This is a genomic window from Pseudomonas sp. UBA7500 (assembly GCF_002478435.1).
Taxonomy (GTDB): domain Bacteria; phylum Pseudomonadota; class Gammaproteobacteria; order Pseudomonadales; family Pseudomonadaceae; genus Aquipseudomonas; species Aquipseudomonas palmensis.
In genome coordinates this window covers 1-15,479 of sequence record NZ_DLNW01000021.1, presented here as the reverse complement: position 1 = coordinate 15,479, position 15,479 = coordinate 1, and the positions used below count along the sequence as shown (strand labels likewise).

The window sequence follows — 15,479 nt, the reverse complement described above, 5'->3', positions numbered from 1 at the left end:
TGCATTGCCTGACGTCTGAGACAGCGCTACCTTAGTGCCCGTTCCCTTCTCTTTGCAAGCCGAAAAATAAAAGCCCCCATGACCCGCATTGGCTCCCGTACTACCGGTCGTCCCACCCTGGCTGAAGTGGCCAGGCTTTCCGGGGTTTCCCCGATCACCGCCTCGCGCGCCCTGCGCGGCATCAGCACGGTTGCCCCGGAACTGGTGCAGAAGGTCAAGGATGCTGCCGCAGCGCTGGGCTATGTCGCCAACCCGGCAGCCCGCGCGTTGGCGTCGGCACAGAGCCAGTCGGTGGTGGTGCTGATTCCGTCGCTGTCCAACCAGCTGTTCATCGAAACCCTCGAAGCCATCCACGACGTGATGCGCCCGCGCGGCCTTGAAGTGCTGATCGGCAACTTCCACTACGACGTGGCCGAAGAGGAGAACCTGATTCGCAACTACCTGGCCTACCAGCCGTGCGGCATGCTGCTCACCGGTTTTGACCGCACCGAGGCGTCGCAGCAGATGCTGGCCGCCAGTGGTGTGCCCTGCGTGCACATGATGGAGCTGGGTGGGCCGGACACGGCCACTTCGGTCGGGTTTTCCCAGCAGCAGGCCGGGCGCGCGGCCGCCCGACACCTGATCGAACGCGGGCGGCGGCGCCTGGGCTTCATTGCCGCGCAGCTCGATCCGCGGGTGATGCAACGCGCCGACGGGTTCCGCCAGGCGCTCGACGATGCAGGGCTGTATGACCCGGCACTGGAAATGCTCGCACCGCAGCCGTCATCCATCGGCCTGGGCGGCGAGCTGTTCAGCCAGTTGCTCGAGCGTCACCCGGAGGTGGACGGGCTGTTCTTCTGCAACGACGACCTGGCCCAGGGCGCGATTCTGCAGGCCTTGCGCCAGGGCATCGAGGTGCCGGGGCAGGTGGCGATGGTGGGCTTCAACGACTTGCCGGCATCGGCTCACCTGGTACCGCGCCTGACCTCCATTCGCACCCCGCGCGCTGCCGTGGGGCGGCAGGCTGCGCAGGCGCTGCTGGCGTTGCTCGACGGCAAGGGCGGGCAGCCGCGCACCCAGGACCTGGGCTTCGAACTGATGGTGCGCGAAAGCAGTTGACGTGGGGTGATAAACGGTGATGGCAGTTGGCTTGCAGGGTACAGAAGTGCATCTATGCTGAGCAAAAACCGCCAATGGAGTGGTAACCAATGTTTAACGCCCATCGCAAGTCTGACCTGGCTGAAATCGAGCGTTGCACCCAAGCGTTACACCACTCCAATGCCAAGCTTGCGGCCATAGGTCGCTCGATGGCCATGATCGAGTTCAGCCCCGACGGGGTGATTCTCGAAGCCAACGAGCGTTTCTGCTCCACCCTGGGCTATGCCGCCGAGGAGATCATCGGCAAGCACCACCGCATTTTCTGCGAGCCCGACTACGTCAAGAGCGATGAGTACCGCACCCTGTGGCGCGACCTGGCGCGGGGCGAGGCCCACAGCGGTACCTTTCTGCGGCGCGACAAGGCCGGGCACGATGTGTGGCTGGAGGCCAGCTACATGCCGGTATTCGGCGCCAACCAGCAGGTCACCAGCGTGATCAAGGTCGCCTCCGACATCACCCGGCGGGTGGTCGAGGAGCATGAGAGCGACAGCCTGATCAACGCCATCAGCCGTTCCATGGCGATGGTCGAGTTCACCCCCGAAGGCAATGTGATCCGTGCCAACGAGAACTTCCTCAAGACCATGCATTACCGGGCCGAGGAGGTCATTGGCCAGCACCACAGCCTGTTCTGCCACCGCAGCGAGAGCGAGTCGAGCGCCTACAAGGCATTCTGGGCCTCGCTCAATCGCGGCGAGTACCATTCCCATCGTTTCGAGCGCAAGAACAAACTCGGGCAGATGGTGTACCTGGAAGCTTCCTACAACCCGATCTTCGATACCCGTGGCCGCCTGTACAAGGTGGTCAAGTTCGCCAGCGACATCACCCACCAGGTGTGTACCCAGCAGACGGCTGCCGAAGCGGCCCACGCCACCTCGGTGCAGAACGATGCCTGTGCGCGCAAGGGCTCGGAGGTGGTGCAGCATACGGTGCAGGTGATCGAGGAGATCTCCCGCGAGCTCAATGCCGCAGCCCGCAGCATCGATGCGGTGAGCAAGCAGTCGGAACTGATCGGGCAGATCGTGCAGACCATCCGCAGCATTGCCGACCAGACCAACCTGCTGGCCCTGAACGCCGCCATCGAGGCGGCGCGGGCAGGTGAACACGGCCGCGGCTTTGCCGTGGTGGCCGACGAGGTGCGCAGCCTGGCGGCACGCACCAGCAAGGCGACCCTGGAGATCGTCGATGTGGTGCGCCAGAACCACGACCTTTCACTCAATGCGGTGGCCAGTATGCAGTCGAGCCTCAGCCGCACCGGGCTGGGGGTGGAACTGGCCAATGAGGCGGGGGAAGTGATCCTGGAAATCCAGCAGGGTTCGCAGCACGTGGTGGACGCCATCAGCCAGATCAACTCGACCCTGCAGCTGCACTGAGCCGCATCTCAACCGGCGGCGATGGATCGCTGCAGGTGTTCATGCAGATCCTTCAGGCTCTGTTCCAGCGCCGCCAGCAACGCCTCGATGGCCTTGTCCGGGGCCTTGCCGGTACAGGCCTGCTCCAGCGCATCGCAGTGCCCCACCAGGCCATGGGCCTTGAGCATCTTGGCGCCGCCCTTGATGCGGTGCGACAGGCTGCGCAGTTGCTGTCGACTCGCGCCTGAGCCCAGGGCACGCAACGCCTCGAGGTCTTCGGCGCTGCTGCGCTCCAGCTCCGTCAGCAGACGCTTGATCAGCCGTGGGTCACCCAGGGTCAGGTGCTTGAGGTTGTCGATGTTGAAACCGCTGTTGTCCTCGGCGCGGGGCTCGGGTGGCGCCTGCGGCTCGGGGGTATCCACCCCCGACAGGTGACGGCTCAAGGCGCCCAGGCCGATCGGCTTGAACAGGCAGTCATCCATGCCCGACGCCAGGCAGCGCTCGCGTTCGTCGGCCTGGGCGTTGGCGGTCAGGCCCAGTATCAGGCAGGGCGGGCGATTCGCCTGGGCTTCCTGGGCACGAATCTCGCGCGCCAGCTGGTGGCCGTCCATGCCGGGCATGTTGCAGTCGGTGATCACGGCGTCGAAGCGCCCGGCCTGCCAGGCCTGCAGGCCGCCCGCGCCGTCGCTGGCCTGGGTCACCCGATGGCCCAGCACGCTCAGCTGCTTTTCCAGCAGCATGAGGTTGGCGGGGTAGTCGTCGACCACCAGGATGTTCAGCCGCTGGCTGGCCTGGGCCGTTGGCTCCTGGGCCGGTTCCTCGGGTTGACTGGCAGTGCTGGCCAGCATCAGCGGCAGGCTGACCGTGACCTGGGTGCCATGGCCCGGGGTGCTGTGCAGCTCCAGGCTGCCCTGCATCAGTTCGCACAGGGTCCGGCTGATCACCAGGCCCAGGCCGGTGCCCTGGCGAGCCGGCTGGCTGCCGGCCTGGATGAAGGGGTGGAACAGGCGCTGCTGGTCCGGCTGGCTGATGCCGATGCCGCTGTCCTCGACGGCCAGGTGCATGTGCACCTGCTTGCCGCACGGTGTGGGCTGGCACTGCAGGCGCACGTTGACGCCGCCGCGCTCGGTGAACTTGATGGCATTGCCCAGCAGGTTGGACAGGATCTGGCGAAAACGCAGCGGGTCGATCTCCACCAGGGCGGCGGGGGGCTGCAGGTCCTGGGTCAGGCTGATGTCCTTGAGACGGGCGCTGCTTTCGAACACCTGCACGGTGCTGCGTACCAGCGCACCCAGGTCGGTGGGTTGTGGCGCCAGGCTCATGTGTCCGGATTCGATGCGGGCGATGTCCAGCACGTCGCCGATCAGCTCCAGCAGGCTGCTGGCCGAATCAAATGCCACCTGCAGGGAGTGCTCGTCGGTGCGGCCCTGTGCGGCATCCTTCAGGGCAAGCTCGAGCAGGCCGATCACCGCGTTCATGGGGGTGCGGATCTCGTGGCTCATGGTGGTCAGGAAGGTGCTCTTGGCGTGGTTGGCGCTGTCGGCCTGTTCCTTGGCCACATGCAGCTCTTCGAGCAGGTGTTCGCTGATGCGCAGCTGCAGTTGCAGGGCCTGCTCGGCCTCGGCGCGTTGCTGCATCAGCTTGCGCAGGTAACGGTTCCACAACGCTATGGCAAGCACCAGCGCCACCGCGATGCCCAGAATCTGCAGCACCAGCGAGCGGTAGTTGCGCCAGGGCGTGTCGCTGATCAGGGCATTGATGCGCCAGCGATTGACCAGCTGGGTCATCTGCTCGGGCGGGATGCTGAGCAGGGATTTTTCCAATATCGCATGCAGTGGCGAAGAACGTTCGGTGGCGAAGGCCGCGAGGGCCGGGGTGTCGTCCAGCAGGGTGGCGATGCGCAGGCGGTCCTTGAACATGCGGCTGATGAAGTAGGCGGCGTTGATCTGCGAACTGAGCGCCGCGTCCGCGCGGCCCTGGGCCACGTACTCCATCAGTGCCAGCGGGTCGTCGACTTCGATCAGGCTGATGGCGGGATAGCGCTGGCGCAGTTCGGCGCTTACCGGTGTACCGCGAATGATCGCCAGGCGCTTGCCGTCGAGCTGGTCGGGGTGGCGGATCGATGTATCGCGCACGCTGGTCACCAGCACCCGCGGGTTGGCCAGGTAGGGGCGGGTGAAGGCCAGGGTTCTGGCGCGCTGCTCACCATAGTTGAGCGCGCCGACGACCTCGGCTTCGCCCTGTTCGACCATGCTGATCATGGTGGGCACCGAGTCGGTCTCGATGATCTGGAACTTCAGCCCGCTGCGCAGGCTGATCTGCGCCAGCACGTCGGCGGTGATGCCGCGAAAGTGCTGGTTTTCGTCGAAGAAGCTCAGGGGCGCGAAGTACTTGTTGATGACCACGCGCACGCTGGGATGCTGCGCGATCCAGTGTCGCTCTTCGTCGGTCAGCGCGATGTCCGCCCGGTTGAGCAGGATGCTGCTCACGCCGCTGGTCCAGCGGCGCATCACGTTCAGCCGGTCGCTGTCGGTGATGCTGCCCAATGCCTTGTTCACCAGGTCCAGCAACGCGGTGTTCTCGCGCACCAGGGCAAAGCCGAAGGAAGAGCGCTGGGGTTTGACGTAGTGGGAGATCTGCAGGCTTTCGCGGTAGTTCTTGCCGATCAGGTAGTCGGAACTGATCGCGTCGCCGATGAATGCATCGGCCTGGCCCAGGGCCACCGCCGACAGGGCCGACATGGTCGAGGCGTACAGTTGCAGGTTTGCCCGGGGGTAGAGCTGGCGGACCAGCGGCGGTGGCAGGTAGTGTTCGACCATCGACAGCGTCAGCCCGTCGAGCGGGTCGTCAGGGTCATGGGTCACGCCGACGGGGGTTGCGATGATCGGCTGGTCGTCGGCGTAGGGCTGGCTCATCACCAGTGCGCTGTCGGCGGCTTCGTAGCCGTTGGCGCTGCCCAGTAGGTCGATCTGGCCACTGTGCAGGGCGGCGATGGCCTGGATACGGTTCGGGAACTGCAGCACCTGCACCGGGATCTTCAACTGCTCGCCGATCAGGCCGGCGAAGTCGGCGCTGACCCCTTCATAGTCGTGCTGGCTCACATTGATGTCGAAGGGCGGGTAGTCCGGCGCCGAGGTGCCCAGGCGCAGCACCTGCTTGTGCTTGAGCCACCGACGTTCGGCGAGGGTCAGCGGGGGTGGCGCACTGCTGCTGACCGAGCGCCCGAGCAGTTGGCGGGCAACCCCCGGCTCCTGTGCCATGGCGCCTATCGCCAGCCACTGCACCAGGCAGGCGAGCAGCAGGGCAGGCAGGCAACGCTTGGTCATGGGCGGCTCAGGTCAGTGCGTTGCGGTTGGCCACATCGATCAACTCAACCAGCGATACCACCCCGAGCTTTTCCATGATGCGGGTCTTGTAGGTGCTGATGGTCTTGGCGCTGAGGATCATCGCCGTAGCGATTTCGCCATTGCTGGCGCCCTTGGCCAACTGGCGCAGCACCTCGAACTCACGGTTGGACAGCTTGTCCAGGCGCTGGAGTTCCGAGCTTGACCGGTCGTTGAAGCGTGACGCATCGGGCAGGTAGGAGTAACCGTTGAGCACGGCCTTGAGGGCGGCGCTCAGGATATCGAGGTCTTCGTCCTTGCGCACGAATGCCGAGGCACCGGACTCGATGCAACGGCGGGCGAACAGCCGGGGTGGGCGGCCGGTCAGTACCAGGATGCGTGGCGGGTTGGTCAACTGGCTGAGCCGCTCCAGCACGCTCAGGCCATCCAGGCGTGGCAGCCCCAGATCGAGGATCACCACGTCAGGCTGCAGCTTGCGCGCCAGTTCGACGGCACTGGCGCCGTCTCGGGCTTCACCGACGATGTTGTAGCCATCGCGCTCCAGCAGGGTGCGGATGGCGAAGAGGATGGTGGTGTGGTCATCAACGATCAAGACTTTGGGCATCGCGCAACTCCTTGTCAGAGAGGTGATCCAGGCCCCGAACCGTTCGGGGCGACGCCTGCCCAGGCTCTGGCAAGGCGGCCAAGATACGTGGAAACGCTCAGCAGGAGTACGTCCAGTATAGAAGTGAGGAAGAAATCAGTTCGATTAGAGGATTTTTCTTACAAGGCGCTCGAAAGTTCTGTAGCCGATTTCCTATCGTCTGGGCCGGTTGTCGCCTGCAGAGGCTGTTGAATCGGCAGGCGCGCCCATGGGAACGCGCCGGGCATCGGGCCGGGAGGGCGGCCGTCAGTGGCCGTCAAGGTCGGTACAGGTGCGCATGCCCGGCGCGGTAGAGCGCCGACTCGCTGAAGGTATCGCTGCCCAATACCCGGCCCACCAGGATCAGTGCGGTGCGTCGAAAGCCCTTGGCCTGCACCCGTTGCACGATGTCGTCCAGGCTGCCCAGCACCCAGTCCTGATCTGGCCAGGTGGCGCGGTGCACCACGGCGATCGGGCAGTCGCTGCCGTAATGCGGGCGCAGTTCCTCGACGATTCTGGCCAGGTGCTTGACCCCCAGGTGAATGGCCAGGGTTGCCTGGTGGCTGGCCAGGCTCCCCAGCGATTCGCCCGGCGGCATCGGTGAGGTGTCGCCGTAGCGCGTCAGGATCACGCTCTGGGCGATGTCCGGCAGGGTCAGCTCGCATTCGAGCAGGGCGGCACTGGCAGCCACGGCGGTCACGCCGGGGATGATCTGGAACGGGATACCCAGTTCACGCAGGTGGCGGATCTGTTCGCCGATCGCACCGTACAGCCCCGGGTCGCCGCTGTGTACGCGGGCCACATCCTGGCCGTTGGCGTGGGCCGTGCGCATCAGCTCAATGATCTGCCCCAGGTGCAGTTCGGCGCTGTTGATCACGGTTTCGGCGCGGTGGCCTTCGAGCACGGCGGCGGGCACCAGCGAGCCGGCATAGATGATCACCGGGCAGCTGTGGATCAGGCGCTGGCCCTTGACGGTGATCAGCTCGGGGTCGCCCGGGCCGGCACCGATGAAATAGACGGTCATGATGAATCCTTGGAAAGACTGCGCGGCATTATCCGTCAAACGGCGGGGCCCAGGCCAATGCCAGGGTGGCGGCGCCTTGCACGGTGCGTGGCAGGCGCAGTGCGGCATTGGCGCCGCCGCGTTGCTCGGCCAGGGCCAGCGCGGCGCTTTCGGCCACCCCATGGCAGCCGCTGAGGGCGAACGCCGTGGGCGAACGGTGGCTCAGGCGGCTTTCGAAGGGGGCCAGTTGCGCGGCCGAAAAGAACACCAGCGGCAACCCCAGTTGCCTGGCCAGTTCATGCAGGCCGGGCTCGTCGGCCTTGAGGTCGATGCTGGCCAGCCCGGCGAGGGCAGAGGCGGGCAGGTGATGGGCGAACAGGGTCTGCTGGAGCAGGGCAGCCAGTTCGCGGGCCGGGCAGCCGCGACGACAGCCCAGCCCGGCATACAGCTGCATCAGGCTGGCTGGCGACGGTACAGCCAGGCACTGAGCAGGCCCAGGGCCAGCCAGAACGCGGCATTGGTCAACAGCGACGCCACCTTGAACTGCGCCTCCAGTGCTTGCGGCGCCAGGCTCTCGTGCACCTCCGGCTGCGGCGCACCGATCACGTGCGGAACAACCAGCAATGCCACACCCAGTGCCTTGAGCAGCCAGTTGTGGGCAAACACGATCAGGGCCAGGCCGGCAGCAGTGGCAGCCGCGGCGCCCACCCACCACAGTTGACGCTGCGCCAGGTCTGCGGCGGCAGTGCCCGGCAGCTCTGGCGGCAGCCCGAGGGTGGGCGCCAGGCAGAATACCGCGAACCCGGCAAGCCCCCAGGCTGCGCCGGTGGCGGTACGGCCCGGCGCACGCAGGGTGTACAGCGCAGCCAGGATCAGGGCAAAGCCGACCGCCACCACCAGGTTGCCACCGGTGGTCGACAGCACGCGCTGCCAGCCGTCTTCAGGCGACCAGGCCTCGGCATCGTGGTGGTGGCCTTCACCCGCGGCGTCGGCATGCTCATGGGTTTGGGCGGCCGGTGCCGGGTTCTCGTAGGTTTCGGCCTGCAGAATCAGCGGTGCGACCCAGAAGCTTTGCAGCAGGGTCAGCAGCAGGGCGGCGAGCAGGCCGGTAAAGCCTGCGGTGCGGGCAATGCGCTTGATCATCGGGGCAGGTCTCAGTGGCAAGGGAACGCGGCGCTGTGGCGGGTATCGTGGGCAGCGTTGTGCACCGTCTCGATGTGCGAGAAGCCGGCGAAGTAGACCAGGCAAAGGCCCAGCAGCGAGGCACCGATGGCGACGGCCAGGCGCTGGCTGAGGGTAGTGGGGGTGACAAGGGGCTGGCTGGCGGTACTGATGGGCATGGCGCGTTCCTTTTTGCTGTTGTCGTGTCGTCGGGGCTATCGGCAACAGGCAAGCGCGGCCAACCCCTGCGCGAAGCTCGCCCAGGGGTTCAACAGCGCCCGCCCACCGCGGGTTTGTCATGACTGTATCGGGCCGGTCTCCGGGCTTGCGAGGGCTGGCAGCATGCTCAGCCTGAGGGCGTCACCTTCCCATGCCGCACAGCTGGCACAGTGGTAAAGACGCTTTCCTCGCTTACCGTTGCGGGGGCAGCACCGGATTTGTCGCTGCTTCTTTGCAGAAGCGGCTGACGCACCGGTTTCCCGTTTCACCTTGTAAAAAGGCACCCGAACGAATGCGGCTAGCAAATCACGCGCGCCGGCATCCGTCAATACAGCGGTTGACCTGCCCCGGACCACTGCGTAGCCTAGCCGCTTCGAGGTTCTGCGGCCCTGGCTGCAGCTAAGACGGGAATACGGTTCAAGCCGTGGCTGCCCCCGCAACTGTAAGCGTTGAACGGCATCGGCCGTGCCACTGCCCCGGGCGGGAAGGCGTCGATGCTGCCGGCAGGCGTGCCGGCACAGCGCGAGCCAGGAGACCTGCCTCGAACAGTTTCCGACTTTCAACCGGGCGGGGTGATCCGGTGGCGAATGCGCTCAGGCAGCAAGGCTCCTGCGGCTCTCGTCCTGCATGCCCGCCATCCTGCCAAGGGCACCCCCATGAAAACACTGGCCAAACTCCCCGTCACCATCGTTACCGGCTTCCTCGGCTCGGGCAAGACCACCTTGCTGCGGCACATGCTCGACAACGCCCAGGGCCGCCGCATCGCGGTGATCGTCAACGAGTTCGGCGAGCTGGGCATCGATGGCGAGATCCTCAAGCAGTGCAGCATCGGCTGCACCGAGGAAGAAGCCAGCGGGCGCGTCTACGAGCTGGCCAACGGCTGCCTGTGCTGCACCGTTCAGGAAGAGTTCTTCCCGGTGATGCGCGAGCTGGTGGCGCGCCGTGGCGACCTGGACCATATCCTCATCGAAACCAGCGGCCTGGCGCTGCCCAAGCCACTGGTGCAAGCCTTCCAGTGGCCGGAAATCCGCAACGCCTGCACGGTCGATGCGGTGATCACCGTGGTCGACAGCCCGGCCGTGGCCGCCGGCACCTTCGCTGCCTACCCCGACCAGGTGGACGCCCAGCGCAAGCTCGACCCGAACCTGGACCACGAGTCCCCACTGCACGAACTGTTTGCCGACCAGCTGGCCAGCGCCGACCTGGTGGTGCTGAACAAGGCTGACCTGATCGCTGCCGACGACCTGGCCAGGGTGCGCGCCGAGGTGGCCGAGGAACTGCCGCCTGCGGTCAAGGTGGTGGAGGCCAGCAGCGGCCGCCTGCCGTTGGACGTATTGCTGGGCCTGGGCGCCGAGTCCGAGCAGCACATCGACGCGCGTCGTACCCACCACGATTCGCACCATGACGGCGATGACGACCACGACGATCACGACCATGATGCCTTCGACTCCATCTCCATCGAGTTGCCCCAGGCCGACGAAAGCCTGCTGCTCGATGCCCTGACCCAACTGGTGGTGCAGCACGGCATCCTGCGCGTGAAGGGCTTCGCGGCCATTCCGGGCAAGCCGATGCGTCTGCTGGTGCAGGGCGTGGGTACGCGCTTCGACAAGCACTTCGACCGCGCCTGGCGCAGCGACGAGCCACGTACCACGCGCATGGTGCTGATCGGCCAGGACCTAGACGCCGTGCAACTCGAAGCCAGCCTGCGCGCCGCACTGGGCGCCTGACCCATGCACCTGCTGCGGACCCAGCCCGGCGGCTTTGTGCCGGACGACAGCATCGCCGACCTCGGCCAGACCCCCGCCGACCTGGTGATTCTCTGCAGCGGTGATTCGCACCTGGCACTGCTGGCCGAAACCGCCCAGCAGTTGCCGGACGACTACCCCAGCCTGCGCCTGGCCAACCCGATGCAGGTGCAGAACCATGCTTCGGTCGACCTGTATGTGGACGAAGTGCTGCGCCATGCCAAGGTCATCCTGGTGTCGCTGCACGGCGGCATCGGCTACTGGCGCTATGGCGTGGAGCAACTGGTGGCGCTGGCGGGGCGGGGCGTGCAACTGATCCTGGTGCCGGGCGACGACCGCCCGGACCCTGAGCTGACCAGCCTGAGCACGGTGCCCGCTGCCCAGGCCGAACGGTTGTGGCACTACCTGCGCCAGGGCGGCAAGGCCAATGCGCTGAACCTGTTCCAGTGCCTGGCCAGCCAATGGCTGGGCCGCGACTACCACTGGGACGAGCCGCAGCAGTTGCCGCGCACCAGTGTCTATCACCCGCAACACCCCCAGGCGAGCGTGGACAGCTGGCGTGCCCTGTGGCAGCCCGGCCAGCCCGTGACGCCGATCATCTTCTACCGCTCGCACCTGCAGGCCGCCAACACGGGGTTCATCGATGCGTTTTGCGAGCGTCTGCAAGGCGCGGGGCTCAACCCGCTGCCGATTGCCGTGGCCAGCCTCAAGGAGGCAGCCTGCCTGGACCAGGTCGAGCAATGGCTGGACCAGGTCGACGCGGCCCTGATCATCAACACCACAGGCTTCGCCCAGTCCAGCCCGCAGCAGCCGCATTTGCGCCCGTTCCGGCGCGACATCCCGGTGCTGCAGGCCATCTGCGCACAGGACAACCAGCCGGCCTGGGAGGCCAGCGAACAGGGCCTGGGGGCCCGCGACCTGGCCATGCACATTGCCCTGCCGGAACTGGACGGGCGCATCATCAGCCGACCGATCAGCTTCAAGGACCTGGCCTGGCGCAGCGAACGCAGCCAGTCGGACGTGGTGTGCTACAAGCCGCACCTGGAACGCATGGATTTTGTTGCGGAACTGGCCCGGCGCTGGTGCGAGCTGGCGCGCCTGGACAACCCGCAAAAACGCGTGGCGCTGATTCTGGCCAACTACCCGACCCGCGACGGGCGCATCGGCAACGGTGTGGGGCTGGACACCCCGGCGGCGGCGCTCAACATCCTGCGCGCCATGCAGGCCCAGGGCTACCCGGTAGGGCCGTTGCCAGACAGTGGCACGGCGCTGATCCAGGCCCTGCTCGGCGGGGTCAGCAACGACCTCGACACGCTCGACCAGCGCCCCTGTGCGCAGAGCATGGCGCTGGACGATTACCGCGCCGCCTTCGCCCTGTTGCCCCAGGCCAACCAGCAGGCGGTGCGCGAGCGCTGGGGCGAGCCGGAGCAGGACCCGATGTTCCGCAGCGGGCGCATGATGGTCGCCGGCCTGCGCCTTGGCCTGACCTTCGTCGGTATCCAGCCGGCGCGCGGTTATCAGGTCGACCCCAGTGCGGTGTACCACGACCCCGACCTGGTGCCGCCGCATGGCTACCTGGCGTTCTACTTCTGGCTGCGCCACGCCTATGCCGCCGATGCGCTGATCCACGTGGGCAAGCACGGCAACCTGGAGTGGCTGCCGGGCAAGGGCGTCGGCCTGTCAGCCGGGTGCTGGCCGGACGCGTTGCTGGGGCCGCTGCCGAACATCTACCCGTTCATCGTCAACGACCCGGGCGAGGGCGCCCAGGCCAAGCGCCGCACCCAGGCGGTGATCATCGACCACCTGATGCCGCCGTTGACCCGCGCCGAAACCTACGGGCCGTTGCGCGACCTGGAACTGCTGGCCGACGAGTACTACGAGGCGCAACTGCTGGACCCGCGCCGGGCCCGTGAACTGCAGCGCGACATCCTCAACCTGGTGCGCGACAACCACATCGACCGCGAGCTGCAGCTGGAAGGCGCGCTGGACGATGCGGCGGTGTGGCTGCCGCGCCTGGACACCTACCTGTGCGACCTCAAGGAGTCGCAGATTCGCGACGGCCTGCATGTGTTCGGCCAATCGCCGGACGGGCGCCTGCGGATCGACACGCTGCTGGCCCTGCTGCGGGTGGAACGTGGTGATGGGCGCGGCCCCAATGCCAGCCTGCTGCGCGTCCTGGCCCGCGGCCTGGGGCTGGGCTTCGACCCGCTGGACTGCGACCTGGGCCTTGCCTGGGAAGGGCCACGGCCGCCCAGCCTGGCACAGGTGAGCAGCGAGGCCTGGCGGACCAACGGCGACACCCGCGAGCGGCTTGAACTGTATGCCGCCCGCCTGATCGAGCAGACCCTCGACGGGGCGCCGGCCAGCCACCAGCACAGCGCCGACGTCGAGGCCGTGCTGCAGGCGCTGCGGGCCCAGGTGGCGCCGCAGCTGGATGCCTGCGGCCCGGCCGAAATGCAGGGCCTGCTGGCGGCGCTGGACGGGCGTTTCGTGCCGGCGGGGCCGAGCGGGGCGCCCAGCCGCGGGCGCCTGGACGTGCTGCCCACCGGCCGCAACTTCTACACCGTGGACGTGCGCAACCTGCCCACCGCCACGGCATGGCGCATCGGTTTCGCCTCGGCCAACCTGATTCTGGAACGCCACCTGCAGGACCACGGCGACCACCTGCGCCAGCTCGGCCTGTCGGTATGGGGCACGGCCACCATGCGCACCGGCGGCGACGACATCGCCCAGGCCATGGCCCTGCTCGGCGTACGCCCGGTATGGGCCAGCGGCAGCCAGCGGGTGGACGACTTCGAGATCCTGCCGGTGAGCCTGCTGGATCGCCCACGGGTAGACGTGACCCTGCGCGTTTCGGGGTTCTTCCGCGATGCGTTCGGCAACCTGATCAAGCTGTTCGACGCGGCGGTGCAGGCCGTGGCGGCACTGGATGAGCCGGATGACCTCAACCCCCTGGCGGCCAAGGTGCGCAGCGAGCGTGCCGAACTGCTGGCCGCTGGCCTGAGCCCCGAGCAGGCCGAGCGCCAGGCGGGCTGGCGGGTGTTCGGCTCCAAGCCCGGTGCCTACGGCGCCGGGGTGCAGAACGCCATTGACGGCCGTCTGTGGCACAGCCGTGAAGACCTTGCCGAGGTCTACCTCAACCATGGCGCGTATGCCTATGGCGCCTCGGACGACGGCACCGCCGCGCGCGAACCCTTTGCCCGGCGCCTGAGCCAGGTGCAGGCGGTGCTGCAGAACCAGGACAACCATGAGCACGACCTGCTCGATTCCAATGACTACTACCAGTTCCAGGGCGGCATGCTCGCGGCGGCAGAAAGCCTGGCCGGCGCCGGCGTTGCCAGTTACCACGGCGATCACAGCCAGCCGGATCGCCCGCGCATTCGCACCCTCAAGGAAGAACTGAACCGGGTGATCCGTGCGCGCGCGCTCAACCCCAAGTGGATCGACGGGGTCAAGCGCCATGGCTACAAGGGCGCGTTCGAGATGGCTGCGACGGTCGACAACCTGTTCGCCTTCGATGCCACCACGCACCTGATCGACGATCATCATTACCAGTCGCTGGCCGAGGCCTATGTGCTCGATGCCGCGACCCGCGAGTTTATCCGCCAGCACAACCCCGAGGCCCTGCGCGACATCACCGAACGTTTGCTGGAGGCCCAGCAGCGCGGGCTGTGGCAGGCACCGGGCGAGTACCGCCAGGCCCTGGAAGAGCAACTGCTGGACGCAGAGGAATAAGCCAGACATGAGCGAACCCGTACATTTTCCGCTGGCCGCCGTAGTCGGCGCCCACGACCTGAAGCTGGCGCTGTGCCTGACGGCCATCGACCCCAGGATCGGCGGCGTGCTGATCGAAGGCCCGCGCGGCATGGCCAAGAGCACCCTGGCCCGGGGCCTGGCCGACCTGCTGGGCGAGGGGCCCTTCGTGACCTTGCCGCTGGGCGCCACCGAGGAGCGCCTGGTCGGCACCCTGGACCTGGATGCTGCGCTTGGGCAGGGCCGCGCGCAGTTCTCGCCGGGTGTGCTGGCCAGGGCTGATGGCGGCGTGCTGTACGTCGACGAGGTCAACCTGCTGCCCGATCACCTGGTCGACCTGCTGCTGGATGTGGCTGCCAGCGGCACCAACCGGGTAGAGCGCGATGGCATTTCCCATCGGCACAGTGCGCGCTTCGTGCTGATCGGCACCATGAACCCGGAGGAGGGCGAGCTGCGTCCGCAGTTGCTCGACCGTTTCGGCCTGAATGTGGCCCTGCAGGGCCAGCCGCTGCCCGAGGCGCGAGGCCAGATCATCCGCCGCCGGCTGGACTTCGACAGCGACCCGCAGGCGTTCTGCGCGCAGTGGGCCGATGCCCAGGCCGAGCTGCGCCAGCGCTGCCAGCAGGCACGCGAACGCCTGGAACAGATTGCCCTGGATGACCAGGCCCTGGCGCAGATCACCCAGCGCTGCTTCGAGGCCGGGGTCGACGGCCTGCGCGCCGACCTGGTCTGGTTGCGTGCCGCCCGTGCCCATGCGGCCTGGCGCAGTGCACCGGGCATCGAGGCCGAGGATATCGAGGCGGTGGCAGAGTTTGCCTTGCGCCATCGGCGCCATGACCGGCCCGCCGAGCAACCGCCTCGCCCGGACGCTCAGCCCCAGGGGCAATCGAGCCCGTCGAGCGAGCCCCAGGGCAGTGGCCAGTGGGGTGAGCTGCCAGGCCAGCCGGTGGCTGTGGGCGCTCGGCGCGAGGTACCGCGCTGGCCAAAAAAGCCTTGAGCATCCGCCCGCGCTCGCACCCGGCGGCGGATGCCAGGCCCCGTGCAGGCAAGCTCGACCGGGGCCCGCGCGGGCGTGCCCGGGCAGCCGGGCAGGGCAGCGTGGCCTGGCCTGCCACCCTGCTCAAGGGCCGCCCGCGCCAGCGCGAC

At 67.2% G+C, this 15,479-nt stretch carries 11 protein-coding genes, 1 pseudogene and 2 riboswitches; of the genes and pseudogenes, 6 read left to right on the top strand and 6 right to left on the bottom strand.

Annotated features, from left to right (window positions below):
* Positions 1-78 precede the first annotated feature (78 nt).
* The 3 genes and pseudogenes from B4I46_RS10080 (at position 79) to B4I46_RS25635 (ending at position 2,507) form a co-directional block, all read left to right on the top strand.
* Positions 79-1,098 (top strand): LacI family DNA-binding transcriptional regulator, encoded by a 1,020-nt coding sequence (locus tag B4I46_RS10080; protein ID WP_054914573.1) that lies wholly within the window; start codon positions 79-81, stop codon positions 1,096-1,098.
* A gap of 89 nt (positions 1,099-1,187) precedes the next feature.
* Positions 1,188-1,970: pseudogene (locus tag B4I46_RS25640) on the top strand (PAS domain-containing protein); the annotation flags it as partial.
* On the top strand, positions 1,968-2,507 hold the full coding sequence (locus B4I46_RS25635; protein ID WP_373870429.1) for a methyl-accepting chemotaxis protein: 540 nt from the start codon (positions 1,968-1,970) through the stop codon (positions 2,505-2,507). The pseudogene B4I46_RS25640 and the gene B4I46_RS25635, both read left to right, overlap by 3 nt.
* Positions 2,508-2,515: 8 nt before the next feature.
* Here the strand turns inward: B4I46_RS25635 and B4I46_RS10070 are convergent, their stop codons facing one another.
* From B4I46_RS10070 to B4I46_RS10045, 6 genes are all read right to left on the bottom strand, one after another.
* Positions 2,516-5,812, bottom strand: coding sequence for a transporter substrate-binding domain-containing protein (locus B4I46_RS10070; protein ID WP_286899984.1), 3,297 nt, complete (start codon positions 5,810-5,812; stop codon positions 2,516-2,518).
* A gap of 7 nt (positions 5,813-5,819) precedes the next feature.
* Entirely contained in the window at positions 5,820-6,434 is a 615-nt protein-coding gene (locus B4I46_RS10065; RefSeq protein WP_043861449.1) for a response regulator transcription factor, read from the bottom strand.
* 295 nt (positions 6,435-6,729) lie between these two features.
* Positions 6,730-7,476: a precorrin-4 C(11)-methyltransferase gene (cobM, locus tag B4I46_RS10060; protein ID WP_043861450.1), complete on the bottom strand. Its 747-nt coding sequence runs from the start codon at positions 7,474-7,476 to the stop codon at positions 6,730-6,732.
* Between the two features lie 28 nt (positions 7,477-7,504).
* Complete coding sequence (locus tag B4I46_RS10055) at positions 7,505-7,909, bottom strand: cobalamin biosynthesis protein (protein ID WP_054914569.1); 405 nt, start codon at positions 7,907-7,909, stop codon at positions 7,505-7,507.
* On the bottom strand, positions 7,909-8,598 hold the full coding sequence (locus B4I46_RS10050; RefSeq protein ID WP_054914568.1) for a CbtA family protein: 690 nt from the start codon (positions 8,596-8,598) through the stop codon (positions 7,909-7,911). The genes B4I46_RS10055 and B4I46_RS10050 overlap by 1 nt, the downstream gene beginning before the upstream one ends.
* 11 nt (positions 8,599-8,609) lie before the next feature.
* On the bottom strand, positions 8,610-8,795 hold the full coding sequence (locus tag B4I46_RS10045) for a CbtB domain-containing protein (protein ID WP_286899981.1): 186 nt from the start codon (positions 8,793-8,795) through the stop codon (positions 8,610-8,612).
* Positions 8,796-8,909: 114 nt separating this feature from the next.
* Positions 8,910-9,138: riboswitch (cobalamin riboswitch) on the bottom strand.
* Positions 9,139-9,194: 56 nt separating this feature from the next.
* Positions 9,195-9,393, top strand: a riboswitch (cobalamin riboswitch).
* Between the two features lie 98 nt (positions 9,394-9,491).
* Here B4I46_RS10045 and cobW point away from each other — a divergent pair.
* From cobW to B4I46_RS10030, 3 genes are read left to right on the top strand one after another with little or no spacing between them, the layout of a single operon-like run.
* Positions 9,492-10,562: a cobalamin biosynthesis protein CobW gene (gene cobW / locus B4I46_RS10040; protein ID WP_286899979.1), complete on the top strand. Its 1,071-nt coding sequence runs from the start codon at positions 9,492-9,494 to the stop codon at positions 10,560-10,562.
* A 3-nt stretch (positions 10,563-10,565) separates the two neighbouring features.
* Positions 10,566-14,315, top strand: a complete 3,750-nt coding sequence (cobN, locus tag B4I46_RS10035; protein ID WP_286899977.1) for a cobaltochelatase subunit CobN — start codon at positions 10,566-10,568, stop codon at positions 14,313-14,315.
* Between the two features lie 7 nt (positions 14,316-14,322).
* Positions 14,323-15,330 carry an ATP-binding protein gene (locus B4I46_RS10030; protein WP_116054196.1) on the top strand — a complete coding sequence of 336 codons (1,008 nt, stop codon included), beginning with the start codon at positions 14,323-14,325 and terminating at the stop codon, positions 15,328-15,330.
* The last annotated feature ends 149 nt before the right edge of the window (positions 15,331-15,479 follow it).

Excerpts from the sequence above, each read along its gene's own strand:
- B4I46_RS10055 (WP_054914569.1), bottom strand. The coding sequence starts at position 7,909 with ATGCAGCTGTATGCCGGGCTGGGCTGTCGTCGCGGCTGCCCGGCCCGC.
- B4I46_RS10030 (WP_116054196.1), top strand. The coding sequence starts at position 14,323 with ATGAGCGAACCCGTACATTTTCCGCTGGCCGCCGTAGTCGGCGCCCAC.
- B4I46_RS10050 (WP_054914568.1), bottom strand. The coding sequence starts at position 8,598 with ATGATCAAGCGCATTGCCCGCACCGCAGGCTTTACCGGCCTGCTCGCC.
- B4I46_RS10045 (WP_286899981.1), bottom strand. The coding sequence starts at position 8,795 with ATGCCCATCAGTACCGCCAGCCAGCCCCTTGTCACCCCCACTACCCTC.
- B4I46_RS10065 (WP_043861449.1), bottom strand. The coding sequence starts at position 6,434 with ATGCCCAAAGTCTTGATCGTTGATGACCACACCACCATCCTCTTCGCC.
- cobM (WP_043861450.1), bottom strand. The coding sequence starts at position 7,476 with ATGACCGTCTATTTCATCGGTGCCGGCCCGGGCGACCCCGAGCTGATC.
- cobN (WP_286899977.1), top strand. The coding sequence starts at position 10,566 with ATGCACCTGCTGCGGACCCAGCCCGGCGGCTTTGTGCCGGACGACAGC.
- cobW (WP_286899979.1), top strand. The coding sequence starts at position 9,492 with ATGAAAACACTGGCCAAACTCCCCGTCACCATCGTTACCGGCTTCCTC.
- B4I46_RS10080 (WP_054914573.1), top strand. The coding sequence starts at position 79 with ATGACCCGCATTGGCTCCCGTACTACCGGTCGTCCCACCCTGGCTGAA.
- B4I46_RS10070 (WP_286899984.1), bottom strand. The coding sequence starts at position 5,812 with ATGACCAAGCGTTGCCTGCCTGCCCTGCTGCTCGCCTGCCTGGTGCAG.